This is a genomic window from Aeoliella mucimassa, assembly GCF_007748035.1.
GTDB lineage: Bacteria > Planctomycetota > Planctomycetia > Pirellulales > Lacipirellulaceae > Aeoliella > Aeoliella mucimassa.
The window spans coordinates 2,607,152-2,624,079 of sequence record NZ_CP036278.1; the positions used below are offsets into that span (position 1 = coordinate 2,607,152).

14 protein-coding genes are annotated in these 16,928 nt (G+C 58.0%); 8 read left to right on the top strand and 6 right to left on the bottom strand.

Annotation, left to right across the window (positions count from 1 at the left end; all coding sequences use genetic code 11):
* Positions 1–23: 23 nt before the first annotated feature.
* Positions 24–977 carry an IS110 family transposase gene (locus Pan181_RS10505; RefSeq protein WP_145246769.1) on the bottom strand — a complete coding sequence of 318 codons (954 nt, stop codon included), beginning with the start codon at positions 975–977 and terminating at the stop codon, positions 24–26.
* A gap of 881 nt (positions 978–1,858) precedes the next feature.
* Between Pan181_RS10505 and Pan181_RS10510 the strand changes: the two genes are divergently transcribed.
* Both Pan181_RS10510 and Pan181_RS26870 read left to right on the top strand, forming a co-directional pair.
* Positions 1,859–3,118 (top strand): hypothetical protein, encoded by a 1,260-nt coding sequence (locus Pan181_RS10510; RefSeq protein ID WP_145246770.1) that lies wholly within the window; start codon positions 1,859–1,861, stop codon positions 3,116–3,118.
* Positions 3,119–3,223: 105 nt separating this feature from the next.
* A complete protein-coding gene (locus Pan181_RS26870; protein WP_145246771.1) occupies positions 3,224–3,907 on the top strand; it encodes a phosphopantetheine-binding protein in 684 nt (227 codons plus the stop codon).
* A 45-nt stretch (positions 3,908–3,952) separates the two neighbouring features.
* On the opposite strand, the gene Pan181_RS10520 is transcribed toward Pan181_RS26870, so the two are convergent.
* Entirely contained in the window at positions 3,953–4,588 is a 636-nt protein-coding gene (locus Pan181_RS10520) for an NYN domain-containing protein (RefSeq protein WP_197529144.1), read from the bottom strand.
* A gap of 226 nt (positions 4,589–4,814) precedes the next feature.
* Between Pan181_RS10520 and Pan181_RS10525 the strand changes: the two genes are divergently transcribed.
* Complete coding sequence (locus Pan181_RS10525; protein ID WP_197529145.1) at positions 4,815–6,200, top strand: glucose-6-phosphate isomerase; 1,386 nt, start codon at positions 4,815–4,817, stop codon at positions 6,198–6,200.
* A gap of 107 nt (positions 6,201–6,307) precedes the next feature.
* On the opposite strand, the gene epsC is transcribed toward Pan181_RS10525, so the two are convergent.
* Entirely contained in the window at positions 6,308–7,243 is a 936-nt protein-coding gene (epsC, locus tag Pan181_RS10530; RefSeq protein WP_145246773.1) for a serine O-acetyltransferase EpsC, read from the bottom strand.
* A gap of 413 nt (positions 7,244–7,656) precedes the next feature.
* Here epsC and hisC point away from each other — a divergent pair, with 413 nt between their 5' ends.
* A complete protein-coding gene (hisC, locus tag Pan181_RS10535) occupies positions 7,657–8,700 on the top strand; it encodes a histidinol-phosphate transaminase (RefSeq protein ID WP_145246774.1) in 1,044 nt (347 codons plus the stop codon).
* Positions 8,701–8,911: 211 nt separating this feature from the next.
* Positions 8,912–10,162, top strand: coding sequence for a BBP7 family outer membrane beta-barrel protein (locus Pan181_RS10540; protein ID WP_145246775.1), 1,251 nt, complete (start codon positions 8,912–8,914; stop codon positions 10,160–10,162).
* Between the two features lie 30 nt (positions 10,163–10,192).
* Here the strand turns inward: Pan181_RS10540 and Pan181_RS10545 are convergent, their stop codons facing one another.
* Together Pan181_RS10545 and trpE are read right to left on the bottom strand one after the other, a co-directional pair.
* Entirely contained in the window at positions 10,193–10,753 is a 561-nt protein-coding gene (locus tag Pan181_RS10545) for a YqgE/AlgH family protein (protein WP_145246776.1), read from the bottom strand.
* A 32-nt stretch (positions 10,754–10,785) separates the two neighbouring features.
* Positions 10,786–12,333: an anthranilate synthase component I gene (gene trpE / locus Pan181_RS10550; RefSeq protein ID WP_145246777.1), complete on the bottom strand. Its 1,548-nt coding sequence runs from the start codon at positions 12,331–12,333 to the stop codon at positions 10,786–10,788.
* 285 nt (positions 12,334–12,618) lie between these two features.
* On the opposite strand from trpE, the gene Pan181_RS10555 reads away from it, so the two are divergent.
* Both Pan181_RS10555 and Pan181_RS10560 read left to right on the top strand, forming a co-directional pair.
* Positions 12,619–13,158 carry a UvrB/UvrC motif-containing protein gene (locus Pan181_RS10555; RefSeq protein WP_145246778.1) on the top strand — a complete coding sequence of 180 codons (540 nt, stop codon included), beginning with the start codon at positions 12,619–12,621 and terminating at the stop codon, positions 13,156–13,158.
* A gap of 52 nt (positions 13,159–13,210) precedes the next feature.
* Positions 13,211–14,302 (top strand): protein arginine kinase, encoded by a 1,092-nt coding sequence (locus Pan181_RS10560; RefSeq protein WP_145246779.1) that lies wholly within the window; start codon positions 13,211–13,213, stop codon positions 14,300–14,302.
* Between the two features lie 23 nt (positions 14,303–14,325).
* Here Pan181_RS10560 and Pan181_RS10565 read toward each other — a convergent pair whose 3' ends face one another.
* Positions 14,326–15,129 carry a polyphosphate kinase 2 family protein gene (locus Pan181_RS10565; RefSeq protein ID WP_145246780.1) on the bottom strand — a complete coding sequence of 268 codons (804 nt, stop codon included), beginning with the start codon at positions 15,127–15,129 and terminating at the stop codon, positions 14,326–14,328.
* Between the two features lie 507 nt (positions 15,130–15,636).
* On the opposite strand from Pan181_RS10565, the gene Pan181_RS10570 reads away from it, so the two are divergent.
* A complete protein-coding gene (locus tag Pan181_RS10570) occupies positions 15,637–16,842 on the top strand; it encodes a cytochrome-c peroxidase (protein WP_197529146.1) in 1,206 nt (401 codons plus the stop codon).
* Positions 16,843–16,928 lie beyond the last annotated feature (86 nt).

Here is a 16,928-nt window from a genome sequence, read left to right on the forward strand (position 1 = left end):
CGCTGTAGCGACTGTCTTGAAAATCAAGTCTCCCGGGGGTCATTCCAGGTGGAATTTGTTTTAATCATGGCATTGAGTATCAGTAGTAGTTTTCGCATGCAGGCGGTAAGGGCGATCATTTTGGCTTTGCCTCGTTGCAGCAGCTGCTGGTAGTGCTCGCGAATGACTCGGTTATGCTTGGTCGCGACGAGAGTGGGCATGTAGAGCATCTTGCGTACGACCGCTCGGCCGCCGCCAATCATCCGCTTGCCTCGCAAGGTTCCGCTATCACGGTTAATCGGTGCCAGGCCTGCAAGACGTGACGCTTCGCCACGATTAAGCGATCCCAACTCTGGCAAGTGAGCGATCAAGGCTGCGGCCGTCGTTGCCCCCACGCCAGGCACCGAGGTCAGCAGTGCCGAGCGTTCTCGAAACTGATCGTCGGCTTGTAATAGCTGTTGGATCTGTTGATCGAGCTGTTCAAGCTGTCGTTGGTAGAAGTCAATGGCTTCTTCAATCGACTGGCGCACCAAGTCATCGTGCTGTGTACCCAACCGGTTTTTCTCCCGCGTCAGAGCATCGCTCACTTGCTGCCGACGTGTCCGGAGGGAACCGAGTTTCCGCTCGTTTTCCGAGGGTTTTTTGGTCTTCTTGGGCTGCATCAGTACCGCATAACGAGCGATCACTAGCGCGTCGAGACGATCGGTCTTGGCAAGCTGGCCTTGAACACGGGCGAAATCGCGAATCTGACGTGGGTTGGCGATACTCACCACGATCCCTTGCTCACGAAGGAAGTCGGCTAACATTCGTTCGTAGCCTCCTGTCGCTTCGAGGCAGGCATGGGTTACCTGATGCTGAGCGAGCAACTGCTGAAGTTGCTGGCATCCCTCTTGGTCGGCAGGGAAGTGATGCACCTGGGTTTGCCCGGCAACGACCACGTCCCAATGACGCTTGGCAACATCAACCCCAATCCAAGTACTTTGCAAACTGTTTTCCATCGGTTACCCTTCCTTGCTTATACGAGCTTGTTGATGAGACAGCTCCGGCGACTGTTCGGGCTACTTCGACAGGCGGCCGACCGGCGATCCAGCTACAATTTCGGTCTCGTGAGGACCCAGGAGGGCACGATCTACCGGCGGCCGCCGTCTTCTGCTACGTTCGCTGCGCTCACTCCGCAGAAGACGGCTCGGTTATTGATACCAACCTTTCTGCAAGATACAAGGAGGGCTCTCCGAGCCCGATTTCGGTTTCGTGGGCGTTTACTGCTGCGCGGGTGGTAATGCAGGTGATGGGTCTGCGTCGCTGGAAGCTCCTGGACCACATCCTACGGGGCGCTCGTTGGTGACACGTTCGAAGTGGCGGGCTGAGATCTTTCAGTCGCTGGAAGCTCCTTCAAGATGACATTTCTACATCCAACTCCCAACATCCAACTCCCAACCGCAGAATACTTTCCCATGGGTGGGAATCTATTTTGGGCCATTTCGCTGGAGGGATCGATGTAAACCACTACCCACTAACGACTTGCGATTGATTCCCACTGCGAAAATAGATTCCCACTCGATGCGTTTTGGGAAATGGGAATCTATTCGGAGCCGAAAACCACTGGTTTTGTAGAGTGGGCGGAGATTCAATTTTCCCATCGGTGGGAAAATTGGGAAACAATCCTCTGGGAGCTTTGAGGACCGCGGAGCAGGGTTCGGCGTTGCGGGTTATCGCGGTTTTCGGTATCGTCCGCCCGAATCTCCTCCGACTCGCATCCAGAACAGAGGGAACGACCATTTTCGCCCGATATAGGGAGAAGAGTCGTCCGCCCGACGAAGTTGTAAACGCTATGTTTTCTATATGGTTTCGCGTTTTACCTACACTCACTAGGTTCGTCATGAAGAGTCTCCTACTTGCCATCGCACTCGTTAGTGTTGGAACCCTGGCGGAAGCTGCCGACTTCTACGGCATCTCCGGTAGCCGGATTCATGGGGCCGAACCAGGTAGTATGCTGAGCAATTGGTCGCCGAAGGTGAACGTCACTTCGATCTCTGGCGATGGAAGCACGATCGCGGGGTCGACCCAAATGTTAGGAATCAATTTTGACTGCGCCTCGCAAGATTGCAGTAGCAGTGGATTTGTCTGGGCGTACGAAGCCGAGCAAGGGTATTCGTTGGGGCGGTTGCCGGAGACGGACTATCCGTTTGCGAATCCGAAAAGGGTCGAAGCGCTGAGCTACGACGGGTCGACCGCGCTGGTGAGTTATGAGCATAGCTTTGGCTACGCGTCGGGATTGGTCCACGGAGAAACCATTACTCCGCTGCGATCGAGCACCCCAACGGACGAATGGCTCAACGGCTTTGCCATGTCGGCCGACGGCAGTAAAGTGGTCGGCACCAGCTCCACAGGGCCCCGAATGTGGACTGCCGAGCAAGGGATGGTCGCGTTGCCTTCGATCGAGTCGGCTCCGGCTACCAGACCGAGTGCAATCTCAAGCGATGGTTCGACCATTCTGCTCAACAATTGGAACACGTATGCGGGAGGAGCGATCACCGCAGCAGGGTTCGGCACCGCGGTTCGTTTCACCCCCGATGGAGAGCTGTTTGAACTGCCGGCCGATAATGCCGCTGGCACCTCGCGGGTGGCTGCATCGTCGTTCGATGGCTCGGTAGTGGTCGGAAGTTGGACTCCAGTGATGACGATGGATGGTTGGTTCAAGTCGCACGCAACGAAATGGGTGAATGGGGAGCCGATCTCACTCGAAATGGGTGGCTCGTCGGTTGCGTTGGACGTTTCGGCCGATGGCGAGACGATTGTCGGGACGCTTGATTTCTCGGATCCCTTGACCGACGCGTACTTCGAACCAATCGCCATGCTCTGGGCGAATGGCAAAAGCTACGAGTTGGAAACTATGCTGCGCGACAAATATGGCCTCGGCAGCAAGCTCGACGGGTGGAAGCTGACTTCGGCGACTGCTATCTCGGACGACGGTCGGGTGATAGCCGGCAACGGGATCGACCCCGCCGGCAACCAATCTGCATGGGTCGCGGTGCTGCGAGTCCCAGAACCCGCGTCGGCCATGTTGCTAGTGGTGGTTGGATGCCTCGTTCTGGCAATGGCTCGCGTGCGTGCGGCAAAACCTGCGAATGCTCTTTAAAAATCGATATCGACCGCGACCGACTCGCGATAAAATGCAGCAGAACGACGTTCCGGTTCACTGCCGGATTCTGCAGATGGTTCCTCGCAAGTAGGTGCGAAGGTCATGGGACTCGACGCTGTTGAGTTGGTGATGGAAGTCGAAGATCACTTCGGCATTTCCATCGACGATCACGAAGCGCAGCAAGTACGCACGGTCGGTGATCTCGTTGCCCTGATTCGCACTCGCATCGAAACCGCCCGCCGGGAAGTCTGTCCCACGTTGCGTTCGGTTCTGTCGCTACGTCGCACGGTCCGCGAAGTGGTCGACGATACGAGGGCTCGCGTTCGAACACGAGCGTTGGTGGTCGACCGATTGGATCGTCGCGAGCGACAGCAGTTGTGGAGAGAGTTGTCGTCGACCATTGCCGCGCTGCCATGGTTGCGTCGCCCTGGTTGGTTGCGGTGGTCGCTTGGTCTCACTACGACTGGGTTAATGGTCGCGTTCACTTGGAGTCTGGTCGAAGCATCGCCGGCGTTGCCGATGGTATTCGTTGCCGCGCTAGGGTGGCCAGTCGCTGGAGTGCTGGCGACGCGGCCGATGCGGTGGGTATCACCGGAAGGTTGGACCACGTTCGGCGACATCGCCCGCAAGTATCCTGGAGCGAAAGTCGCAACCAAGCAAACCGATCTCGAAACAGACGAGCAGGTGTTTGATGAACTGAGGCCAATTATTGCGAGTCAACTTGGAATCGCGGAGTCGAAGATCGTAGTGACGTCGAGTTTTGTGAACGACCTGGGATTGAGTTAACCGAACAACCATAAGCCGAACGGAGGTTTCAACACCGACATAACTTTACTCGCCATCGAGCAGGTCCTCACCGTATCCAGGGGGGAACGGGTTCTCGAAATCGCCATCGGCGGTCGGCGGAGCATGTGGTTGCCGTTTGGTGGTTTTCGGCCTGAGCTTCGGCTGCGTCGTGCGGCGTAGCTCGGCTTCCATCTGCTCGAGTTCGGCCGACTGAAATTGATCGACCCAGTAGTCGACGCTGCCGCCGGGCTTGGGCTTTGTCGATCCCCCAGGTCGCTGAGGCCGACGAGTCACCAGATCGCGATACCATTGGTCGCTGTCGACATAAGCGGCCCCTCGCCGGCGAGCCGCTCGTTGCACCCGATGGTCGCTCGACACCACGGTCAGCCCGCGGGGAGCCCGGTGAGTTTCGATGATCTCCTCGAGCAGCGCGTCGGCATCGGCGTACTCGCGGGCGTACCGCACGGTCATGTGGTCCCAGTGCACCTGCTTGGGCAGCCCCGGCGGAGCCCCCGCGGCATCGAACACGATGGCCATGGCCCGCCGCTCGCCAGCCGAAAGCATGTCGGCCAGCCGGGCAAGCAGGGCTTCGCGAGAGCCTTGCAGCGTGCCCGCAAGCTTGCCTTGGCCGAACAAATCGGTTGCGTGCAACAGGTTATAGCCATCAATTAGGAGTCTCATGGACATATTGTAGCAAAGCATCGGCAAATCGCCCGCGCCCACCCGAAGGGCCAGTCAACCCTTGCGACATGGCGGAAGTATGCGACGATAGACGAGGAAATGAACCGCGTCCGGCGGCCGGTCTCCCCGCTCGCTTGGAGAGGTCCATTCCGTGTTCGAAAATCAGCCGAACCTCGGCACCTTATAGCGATCAAGACCCATCCATCCACAACCCCACGTGACAGACATGATGCTTGAATACAATCTCGACGGAACGCTCATCGGACCTGGCGGACTCGAAGCTGCCGATTTGGAAAAGCTGGCCGTGCCGCTGACCTCGGTGCGAGAAGAAGTACTGGCCGATGCCGATCTGTGGGCCGGCGGTGGCAACGTGCCCGAGGCTAAGCAGCCGCTCGACGCAGGTTTTCACTTGCTGCCGAATCGCTTGCTCGACGAGTTGGCCGAGAAAGGCGACGAGAGCGAGCTGGCCCAGATCAAGGCGACCGCCGATCGCCTGAGCGACCTGGTGGATCGGGTCGTGGTGCTCGGCATCGGTGGCTCGTACATGGGCGCTCGGGCGCTGCTCGAAGCGTGCTGCCATCCGTTCTACAACCAAGTGGCTCCGACGCTTCGCAACGGCCGCCCCGAGGTATACTTCGAAGGCAATAATGTCGACAACGATGCGGCTCAAGGTTTGCTCGATTTGCTCGGTTCCACCAGCGGCAACTGGGGCATCGTGGTGATCTCGAAGAGCGGTGGCACGCTGGAAACCGCCGCTGCGTTCCGCATCTTCCTGCGTGAGCTCAAAGAGTCGCTCACCGATACCGACGATCTCGGCAAGTTCATCGTTCCGGTGACTGGCACCAGCGGCAAGCTGTTTGATCTCTCGACGGAGCTGGGATGCCCCGAGAAGTTCCCCGTGCCCGATGGCGTGGGTGGACGCTTCAGCGTGCTCTCGGCGGTTGGTTTGCTGCCGGCGGCCATCATGGGACTCGACATCGAGGCCTTGCTCACTGGTGCGGCCGACATGAATGAGCACTTCGCCAGCACTCCGTTCGACAAGAACGTAGTGCTTCGCTACGTGGCCGCTGGGCACGCGATGGAAGAGAAGCACGGCGCCGACATCCGCATCCTATCGACGTGGGGCAAGCGGCTCGAAGCTGTGGGCCTGTGGTACGACCAGTTGCTCGCCGAGAGCCTCGGCAAGCAAGAGCGTGGAGCAATGCCGCTGACGATTGTGAACACTCGCGACCTGCATTCGCGTGGCCAGCAGCATCAAGAAGGCAAACGCGACAAGTACATCACGAACGTAATTGTGAAGGAAGGTACCCGCGAGCCTTTGGCCATCGGCGAGAGCGACAACAACCAGGACCAACTCAACGAGCTGGCCAAGAAGACGCTACCCGACATCCTGTCGGCGGCCATCGCTGGTACGAATCAAGCCTATCGCGAAGACAATCGCCCCACGGCCGACTTGGTGCTTCCCAAGTTGGACGAGTACACCCTGGGTGGGCTATTGCAAATGCTGATGCTGGCCACCGTGGTCGAAGGCCGACTGATCGGCATCAACCCCTACGGCCAACCTGGCGTCGAGGCGTACAAGAAGAACATGAACGCGATCCTGCGGAAGTAATCGCAGGCGTCGCAGTTTGAGAATAGTGAAACGAGTTCGCCCTCGCTCACACCGGTGTGAGCGAGGGCGATAGGTGTTAGGTGTTCGCGTAACGATGCGCTGCGAAGCTACTTCGCAGCACCGGCAGCGTCGCGGATGCGGAGCTGCGGTTTTTCGAGCACAACGGTGCTGTGCGGATCGACCGACTTGGTGATCCAGACGCTGGAGCCAATCACCGAATCGTGTCCGATGACGGTCTCGCCGCCGAGGATGGTCGCATTCGCGTAAATCACTACGCGGTCCTCGATGGTGGGATGCCGCTTAAGGCCACGCACCAGGTTGCCTTCGCCATCGGTGGCGAAGCTCAACGCACCGAGCGTTACACCTTGATAGATCTTCACGTGCTCGCCGATGTGGCAGGTCTCGCCGATCACGACACCGGTGCCGTGGTCGATGAAAAAGTAGTTGCCAATGGTAGCACCAGGATGGATGTCGATGCCGGTGCGGCCGTGAGCCCATTCGCTCATCATCCGCGGGATGAAAGGAATATCGAGCTCGTACAGCAAGTGAGCAAGGCGATAGACCGTGATGGCTTCGAGACCCGGGTAGCAGAAAATCACCTCGTCGGGCGACTTGCATGCTGGGTCGCCATCGTAGGCGGCACGCACATCGGTAGCCAGCGTCGATCGCAACTCAGGCAGCCGGTCAAGAAACAACATCGTCTTGGCCTGGCCCAAGGCTTCGAAGTCTTCGATCGTATTGCAGTCGCTGGTCGCGCCGGCTTCGTGGCGTAGGGCGCGGCCGATCTGCCGGGTAAGGCGGTCGTGTAGGCGGCCGATCAGGTCGCCGACGTAGAACTCGACATTGCTACGATGGAGTCCTTCGCGACGGCGATATCCTGGAAACAGGATTTCGTCCAAGTCGTCCAGCACGGCGACCACTTCGTCGTAGCTCGGCAGCGGGCAGTGACCTAGGTGGTTGATGCTGCCGAGGCTGTCGTACGTGCCGACGATGCGTTTGGTTAGATTGGGTAGTTGGTCTTTCAGGCGGAAATCGGTCGCCATGGTTGGCATTCCTTCTCGGGGCGGGGGCTTACCAGGTAAGCAGTGAGCGGGCTTCAGAAACTAGCGGTAACCAGCAAGGGTGGCCGCATAGGCACAGCGGTTCCGGCTTCTAGGCCGGGCACGTACAGATGCACCCGGTCGGGTTGAGAAAGTATGCAAATATTGGAATAGGTAAGCCCATGCTGAACATTTTAAGCGTCGTGGGTCCGGAAAGGCAAATGTCCTCCACCAAACTCGGCTACTCAGAGCCCCATAGTTTAGCGTTTTACGGCGATCGCCTGCTCGTATCGTAGTCGCCAGATGGAAATCGACCGCTGCCTTGCAGGGCTGCTAGCGATGGATTCAACTGGTGGATTGGAGTGTTTCCTTTTGTTTCGCAACCTGTTAACGCGGTGGTTTTAGCCATTTCTGCCATGATTCGACCCGCCATTCAAAGCATGACCGGCTACCAGCCCGGCGAGCAGCCTCGCCGTGGCAAGGTCATTAAATTGAATACTAATGAGAATCCCTATCCGCCGTCGCCCCGGGTGGTGGAAGCCATTCGCCAGGCTGCCGAGGCGGGGCTGCAGAAGTATCCCGACCCCATGGCGGGAGCCTTCCGGCTGCGGGCCGCGGAAGTGCTAGCTGACGACTTGCCGCAGATCACGCCTGAGTGGATTCTGTGCGGCAACGGCAGCGACGACATTCTCACCATCCTCACCCGCACCTTTGTCGGCGAGGGAGACCTGCTGCGGTATCCCAAACCGAGCTACGTGCTGTACAAGACGCTGGCCGACATCCAAGGCGCCCAGGTCGACGTGGTCGATTTTCAGGCCGACTGGCAATTGGGCGAGCGCTTCACCGCCGCGACCGACCGATTGCGCCTGGCATTTGTCGCCAACCCCAACAGCCCGAGCGGCACCGTGCTATCAGTCGCTGAAGTGGCCAAGCTAGCAGACTCGCTCCCCTGCCCTCTGGTGGTGGACGAGGCGTACGTGGATTTCGCCGAAGCCAATTGCCTTTCGCTGGTCGGCGAGAATCCCAGCGTGATCGTCACAAGGACGCTCAGTAAGTCGTACGCGCTGGCTGGTTTGCGCTTCGGATACTGTGTCGCCCAACCTCAGGTGATTGAACAGCTTGTTAAGGTAAAAGACTCCTATAATTGCGACGCCCTCTCGATCGCTGCGGCCACGGCTGCTATAGACGATCAGGCTTGGTTGAAGCAAAACTGCGAGAAGGTACTCGCCACTCGTGCACGCATGGCAGATGCCTTCAAAGATAAAGGGTTTGTGATAACCGACTCGCAGGCGAACTTTGTGTGGTGCACGCATGAGAGTCGCGATCTGAAGCAACTGTATGAGGATCTCAAGTCGGCTGGCATCCTTGTAAGGTATATGTCGTACGACGGTTGGCCTGAGGGAATTCGCGTCTCTGTTGGTACCGACGATCAGGTGGATGCCTGCCTCGCGATGCTGTAAAAATGCTAGCGTTCGGGCGTCCGAAGGGGTGAATTGGGAAAACTCTTCGGTTTCTGACGATGTTGCTGGCCGGCGGGTGCCCGTTTGGTCGATCCCCTTTACCAGGATCGGTGCGACTTTGGTGCGCGGACGGCGTGCACCACAGCACCTCTACCTGATCTCGTCAGGGAGTAAGTACGGGCTCAGGTTCATTGTGGGGGAACATTGAATCATGCGTTGTCGCAGTTATACAGTACGGTTCGCGGTTGCTTGCATCTTACACACGGTGCTGGTTCAAACCGCTCAGGCTCAAACCACGCAACTTGGCACGATGGAAGGTGCGGGTTCGGATATTGTTTATTCCGAGCCGGTGACTCCTAAAGGGAGTGGCTCTTCGGCCTATCCCAATGGAGACTTCTACCGGCAGCTCGGTGCTGCCAGCGGTCAAGGCGGCTCTTGCGGCACCAGTGGGTGTGGCGAGTGGGGATGCGGGGGCTCGCCCTATCGCACCGGCCCAGGATGTGGAGACGACTGGAAGGTCGGCCCACGCTGGCGCATTCAGGCTGACGGGATCTTCCTGTTCCGAGACGAAGTCGATTTGGACCCGCTGGCTACGCAGCTCGGTACCACTCTCGACGCTCTGGATCAGTATGAGAACTTCGACCATTCGGCAGGTGCTCGTTTGGTGGGTACGGCTTACTATCCCCAGTGCAAGAACTATGAGCTGGTATTGGGCTACATTGGCGTCGACGACTACAACGCCAGCCTTATCATGCCGGTAACCAATGTGCCTGCTGTGGTTGGTCCACCAGCCAGTGTGGCTCTCGATGAGCGTCGCTCGCTGAACTACAGTTCGAGCTTGCATGCTCTGGAACTGAACTTCCAAGCATTGAATACCAGCTACTGGAAGCCTTACGCTGGTGTGCGTTACTTCTCGCTCGACGAAGTGGTTCGCGACGAAACGCATCAGTATCCTTCGGTGCCGCTGGCGATTGGCGATGCTTCGATCACGAGTGATGCACTCAATTTGCATAAGGTCGAAAACAACCTGATTGGTTTCCAAATGGGTGTGCGACGGGATCTCTGGAATATCTCGCAAAAGGTTTACTTCCAAGGCTTTGCGAATAGTGGTATTTACTGCAATATGATCAACCGTTCGCATCTGAACCAAATCACGACCACCACGACCGAAGTGTTGGACGACGATCCTGCGACAACCGACACCGACGAAACCGGTACGATCAACTCCAATACCTACACCACGGGTAACCGGGTGAAGACGGAGCGAACCGAGCTGTCGTTTGCTGGTGAAGCCTCGGTCGCCTTGATTTGGAAGATCAACAGTTGCTTTGCCTTGCGGACTGGTTACGAAGTGATGTACATCACGGATGTGGAACTGGCGAACGATGCCTACTTAGGGCTGAATGATACGCACGACATGCTGTATCACGGTGGTTTTGCTGGTTTCGAGTACCGTCGCTAAGCGACGAACCGATCGGGTGGCTGCCACGTGTTAGTTCATGTTGGGATCGCGTGGCAGCTTGTTGTGTGGAACGCCTGGCAGCATGATGTCGATCGCCATGCGTTCCAGCACATATTGCCAAAGATCTTCGGTTTGTTCCTGGTCGGCAAAAACGTCGCCAGGTTCTGCCGAAACAATGTGCCAGCCGCCGGCCTTCATTTCGTCTTCCAGTTGGCCTGCTCCCCAACCGGAGTGGCCGCTGTAGAGTCGCAACCGGGTGTCGGGTGCGAGTACGAGTTTTTCGATCACGTCGCGCTGCACCGACATAAACACGCCGGGCAGCACCTCTTTTTCGCCGAGGTCCTCTATCGCGTGCAGTGCGATTAGCGGGCCGGGGACCGGGCCTCCGACGAACACCGGGGTGTCGTCTTCCAGTTCGCCGCCGTCGATTTGCGCCCAGGCTTCGGATACCGATGTCGTGGAAGGGTGATTCAGGATGACTCCCAACGCCCCTTCTGGCGAATGCTCAATCATCATCACCACCGACTGGGTGAAGTTTGGATCGCGAAGCTCTCGCGATGCTACAAGCAATTTGCCAGCAATGGATTCCATGTATCGGCTGAAGTCTTTGACGTGTGGGCTCGCTAGGCCTGGTTGGTGCGATGCTCGGTAATCTCAATGGCTTTTAGCAGCCCACGAGCTTTGTTAAGGGTCTCTTGGTATTCGGTGGCCGGAACGCTGTCGGCCACGATGCCGGCGCCGGCCTGCACGTAGGCGGTGTTTTCGGTTATTACCATCGTACGCAGGGCAATGCAGGTGTCCATATTGCCGGCGAAATCAATGTACCCGACGGCCCCTGCGTAGGGGCCCCGGCGGTGGGGTTCCAGCTCGTCGATAATCTCCATGGCCCGCACCTTCGGTGCGCCCGACACGGTGCCGGCTGGCAAGCAGGCGGCCAGTGCATCGAAGGCATCCCGATCGTCGGTCAGTTGGCCATTCACGTTCGAAGTGATGTGCATCACGTGGCTATATCGCTCGATGACCATCACGTCCGAGATTTCGACCGAGCCGTATTCGGCAACGCGGCCCACGTCGTTGCGTCCCAGGTCGACCAGCATCACGTGCTCGGCGCATTCCTTGGGATCGGCCAGCAGTTCGTCGGCCAGAGCCTGATCTTCGGCCTCGGTGGCCCCCCGCGGGCGGGTGCCTGCCAGCGGCCGGACGGTCACGTTGCCATCGACCACTCGCACCATGATTTCCGGCGAACTCCCCACCAGCGTGCAGTTGGCGGTTCGCAGGAAGAACATGAAGGGACTGGGATTCACCACTCGCAGCGTTCGGTAGACCTCGAACGGGTCGCTCGTGATCGGCACGTTGAGCCGTTGGCTGATCACCACCTGAAAGATGTCGCCGGCCCGGATGTAGTCGACACACTTCTCCACCGCCTTTTCGAAGCCAGGCTGGGTGAAGTTGGCGGTGTATTGCAGCGAAACACCTCCGGAGGTCGCAATGTCGACCGGCACCAATCCGGCCGGCGGGGTCGACAGCTTGCTCACCAGACGATCGACCCGCCGGCAAGTTGTCTCGTAGATTTCCTTCAGCGAGTCCTTGTCATTGGCCCCTTCCACCTTGGCAAGTGCCAGCACCAGCACGGTTTTGGTCACATTGTCGAACACCACCATATGATCGAAAAAGGCAAAAGCCATGTCCGGCAACTGGCGATCATCCTCCGGGGCGTTTGGCAATCGCTCGACGTAGCGAACCGTGTCGTAACCAGCGTAACCGACAGCCCCACCAACGAATGGCGGCAGCCCTGGCACCTTTGCCACTTTCACCTCGGCAACCCGTTGGCGGAGTTCTTCCAGCGGATTATCGCTCTCGAGCGTGGTCCGTTGTGGGGCGACGTCGGTCTTGTCGTCCGCCAGTTCAGCCGGAGGCCCGAACTTGGTCACTTCCACCTTGTTGCCGTAGGCTTCGAGCAACAGATAGGGCTCGCTGGCCAGAAAACTGTAGCGACCCACTTTCTCGCCACCGATAACGCTTTCGAATAAACAGGCCGATTTGCCATCGTCGATCGCCTTGAACCCGCTCACCGGCGTTAACGAGTCGCTAATCAGTCGCCGGCACACCGGGACATAATCGGCAGAGTCGGTGAGCTTGGCGAAGTCTTCAAAAATAGGAAAGTGTGGCATGGAACGTATACTCGGGGCGGCCGCTAGCGATCGTCGACGGGTGGAATCAGGGGAGTTGAATTGGCTATTTCAGAGGGGGCAAGCCCCCTGGTAGAACCACAGCGTAGACCAGTCGCGGAGCCCTCGCAAGCTCACCGTGGCAGTACGTATCTTCTTGTCTGGTAATGGTTTGATGCAATGCATGCTGGCGTTCACTCGCCTTGACACTATAGGGCCCTCCGATAGAATCCCTAACGAGGGGTTTGGTTTGTTTTTCGTCTTGGTTCCCAGTGAGTGATTGCCACCATGAAGTGTCAGAAATGCGATAAAAAGGCGACATTTCACATAACCGACTTGGTGGACGGTGAACCGAGCGAAGTGCATCTGTGCGAAGACTGCGCCCAGGCGTTCCTGGCTCCTCCGGCCGACGACGATGCGTCGGATGTGATGCCGGCCATGGCGGGGTTGCTGGCTCAGCAGTTGGCCGTGGGGGAAACCGCCGAAGAACTAGCCCGGCTCGACAAGCAAGCTTGTCCAGTGTGTGGCATAACCTTCCGCGAGTTCCGCAAGCAGGGGCGGCTCGGATGTCCCCACGACTACGTCTGTTTTGCTGACGAGCTGGAGCCTTTGCTGCTGAACATTCACGACGAGATTCATCACGTGGGCAAAGTGCCCAAGGGATATGGTGCCAATGCGGAGCAGCAAACTCAGCTGATCCGGCTCCGTCGGGAGATGAAGGAAGCCGTAGCTCGCGAAGACTACGAGGAAGCCTCGAAACTGCGCGACGAGATTCGCGCCATCGAAGCGACCCGCGATGCACCTGACCCCAGCGGCGAAAACGCTTAAACTTTATTGGATGTAAGTTTCGATCGACTAGCCCACTGGGAATCTTTTGGCGATGCCACTCAATTTCGAAGAACTGGCGCAAGCAAGCGGTGAGTGGCTCAAAGGCTCCGGGCCTGAGTCCGACATCGTGATCTCTAGCCGTATCCGCTTGGCTCGCAACCTGGCCGAGTTCCCTTTCATCGCGCGGGCGACACCGGCCGACCGCATCGAGATCGAAAAGATTCTGCACGCCCGGATTGCTGCTTCGAACGATTCGAAGAAGTTTCCCGGCGAGTTGTTGTACGTGGATGTCAGCGAACTGCCGGAAGTCGACCGGGCGTTCCTCGTCGAACGGCAACTCATTAGCCGCGAGCTGTCGGAGAGCGACGGCGCCCGCGCCGTGGCGATCGACAAGCGTGAACAATACAGTGTGATGATCAACGAAGAAGATCATCTTCGCATCCAGGTGATGCACAGCGGACTCGACCTGGAGACCGCATGGGCCCAGATCGACATGCTCGACGACTTGATCGAAGAGCAGGTGACCTACGCGTACAACGAAAAGCTCGGTTACCTGACCGCTTGCCCAACCAATGTGGGTACCGGCATTCGCGTCAGCGTGATGTTGCACCTGCCAGCGCTGGTCATCACGCGTCAGATCGATAAGGTGTTTCGTAGTTTGCAAAAGATTAATCTCGCCGTGCGTGGTTTGTATGGCGAAGGCTCCCAGGCGATGGGCGACTTCTATCAGATTTCGAATCAGGTTACGTTGGGACTTAGCGAGCAGGAACTCGTCAAGAAAGTATCCGACGTCGTACCGGTGCTGATCGATTACGAACGCCAGGCGCGTGAGTTCCTGGTACGCGAAAGCCAGGAGACGCTGCACGATCGCGTGAGCCGGGCATATGGTATCTTGCGAAACGCCCAGACCATCAGCAGCGAAGAAACCTTGCACTTGCTCTCCAGTGTTCGCATGGGCGTGAACCTCGGCTTGATCGGCGACGTTGCCATTCCAACGGTCAACAAGTTGTTTGTGCACACGCAACCAGCGCACCTGCAAAAGCTGGCCGGCATGGAACTCGACTCGTCGGATCGCAATATCGAACGAGCCAGCTACCTGCGCCGCCATTTGGGGGGCGATGGAGCGAATACCACGCACAACTAACGCTGGTAGGTCGCTGTTAGCGGTTATTCCACAATAATATCTTCCAGGCCCTCCTCTTCTTCGGGGAACTTAGGGTCGATCTCTTCCAAGGTGTCGAGCAGCAACCGGCTGACTACCAGGTTGCGGTACCACTTGCGATCGGACGGGATGATGTGCCAAGGCGCGTGCTTCGTGTTGCACTCTTCGAGTGCAACGCGGTAGGCTTCCTGGTAGTCGTCCCACAATTTGCGTTCGGCCAGATCGCCTTTGGAGAACTTCCATCGCTTGTGCGGTTTGTCGAGCCTCGCCTGCAGTCGCTCGCGCTGCTCCTCCTTGCTGATGTGCAGAAAACACTTGACGATTTTTACGCCGCCGTCGGTGAGCAAGTCCTCGAATTCATTGATGCGATGGTAACGAGTGCTCCATTCATTTTTTGGCACCAAGTTATGCACACGAACCACCAGCACGTCTTCGTAGTGCGAGCGATTGAAGATGCCGATGTTGCCACGACGAGGAACCGCCATGTGCACCCGCCAGAGAAAGTCGTGATCGAGTTCCAAGGAGCTCGGTTGCTTGAAGGGCACAATCTGGCAACTCTGAGGATTGATGCCAGTGAGCACGGTGCGAATCGTGCCATCTTTGCCCGCGGTATCCATGCCCTGCAGCACCAGCAGCACGCTCCGTTTGTTCTCGGCGTACAGCTTGTAAGCCAACTCGCGACTCCGCTTGGTGTACTCTGCGATCTGTTCGTAGGCGGTTTCCTTCTCCCAGTCGCCGTCGACTTTGCGAGGGTCGATTTTCTGGAGGTCGATCTTAGTACCAGGCTTGAACGTGATGGGATGACACATAGCTATTCTTCATGCTTGAGTAGTAGTTCAGAGTGGGCACCGGTCTTCAGTTAACCGAATGTTATGTCAGCAAGCCGCCGGAGAATTTTGCCCCCAATGCACGGAAAACGATTCGTGGGGGCAAAATAAAGGGGACTGGCTTGCGGCAGTATTGTCGTAAATCGTGTGCTGGCAAGCGGTTCGGATTAGGGTGATTCGAGCGCTCAGGGAAGATATCGCCCCAGGGGGTGCGATTGGGGGCATTTGTAGTGCTATTGCATGAGACATATTGTCGCAGTTGTCGGTGAGTGTCGATCGCTTCGAGCGAGCTGAGTTCATGTTTTCCCCTATTAGAACAGATTCTCTGGCCATTTCCACAACTGTTTTTGGCCACTTTGCGGCCCAGGTGTGGGCGGTTCAGCCCTGTCGTCACGGGCTTGAACGGGGCTTATGATAGGCGGCTCTATCGAATTGCTAGAAACAGGCTGTCCTTCAAATACTGGATCCCCTCCAGAGGAGTAAATTGCCATGCTGATATCGATGCACCCTGTTGGTCGTTGTCTGGCGATGGCCGCGACATGTTTCGCTGTCGTACTGGTCGCCGGCTGCAGTAAACCAGTCCAAACCCCACCAGCGCCGGAGCCCGCCGACGAAACCGCCCTCGTGACCCCCGCCGACGAAACCGCCCTCGTGACCCCCGCCGGCGAAGTGACTACCACTCCGGTAGTGGCCGAAGCCAAGTCGGAGTTGCCGGAAGGGTGGGCTCCCCTCCCCTCCTCTGCCCCCACGCCGGACGATAATCCCTCGACGGCTGCCAAGGTGGAACTCGGCAAGCAGCTGTACTTCGATCCGCGACTCTCGGTCAACGGTACCGTGTCGTGCAACTCGTGCCACAACGTGATGGAAGGTGGCGACGACTGCCGCTGCGTCGGCATGGGCATCCTCGGACGGACTGGCGAACGTAACTCGCCGACCGTGTGGAATGCGGCCTTCATGCCGAGCCAGTTCTGGGATGGCCGCGCCGAAACGCTCGAAGACCAGGCTGGTGGACCAATGGTGGCCGCGCCCGAAATGGGCATGGCATCGCACGATATGGTAGTCGAACGCATTCAGGCGATTCCTGGCTACGTCGAATCGTTCAAAGAAGTCTTCGGCGAAGACGCCATGAACATCAAGAACGCGACCAAGGCGATTGCTGCTTTCGAGCGCACGCTGATCACGCCCGACAGTGCTTACGATCGTTATGCGAAGGGTGAGCTGAAGGCGATGAACGAACAACAGGTTCGTGGCATGCTGCTGTTCGACGAGGTAGGCTGTGCGTCGTGCCATGACGCACCGCTGTTTGGTGGAGAGTTCTACGAGTTCCCCTCGTCGGCCGAGGAAGAGTTGGTCGCCAAGCATCATCTCGACAAAGACTACGGACGCGAGCTGGCCACCGGCGACGAGTCGGACCGCTACTTGTTTAAGACTCCCACGCTTCGTAACGTCACCATGACCGCTCCCTACTTGCACAATGGTTCGGCCGCTACGTTGGAGGAAGCCGTGAAACTGATGGGTACGCTGCAGTTGGGCGAAGACCTTTCGGACGAGCAAGTCGCCGACTTGGTGGCCTTCCTCTCGGCCCTCGATGGAGAGTTCCCCGAGATCTCGATGCCTCGGCTCCCCTCGACCCCCGGCAGCAGTATCGTGCCGATGGATACCGAAGACGTTTCGGTTTCGAGCGACGAGTCGTAGTCGAACGCAGCCGAATAATCGGAGTAAATCACGCGGGGCCTCCGTTGCCGATGATCGGCAGCGGAGGCCTTTGTCGTTCAAAGGTG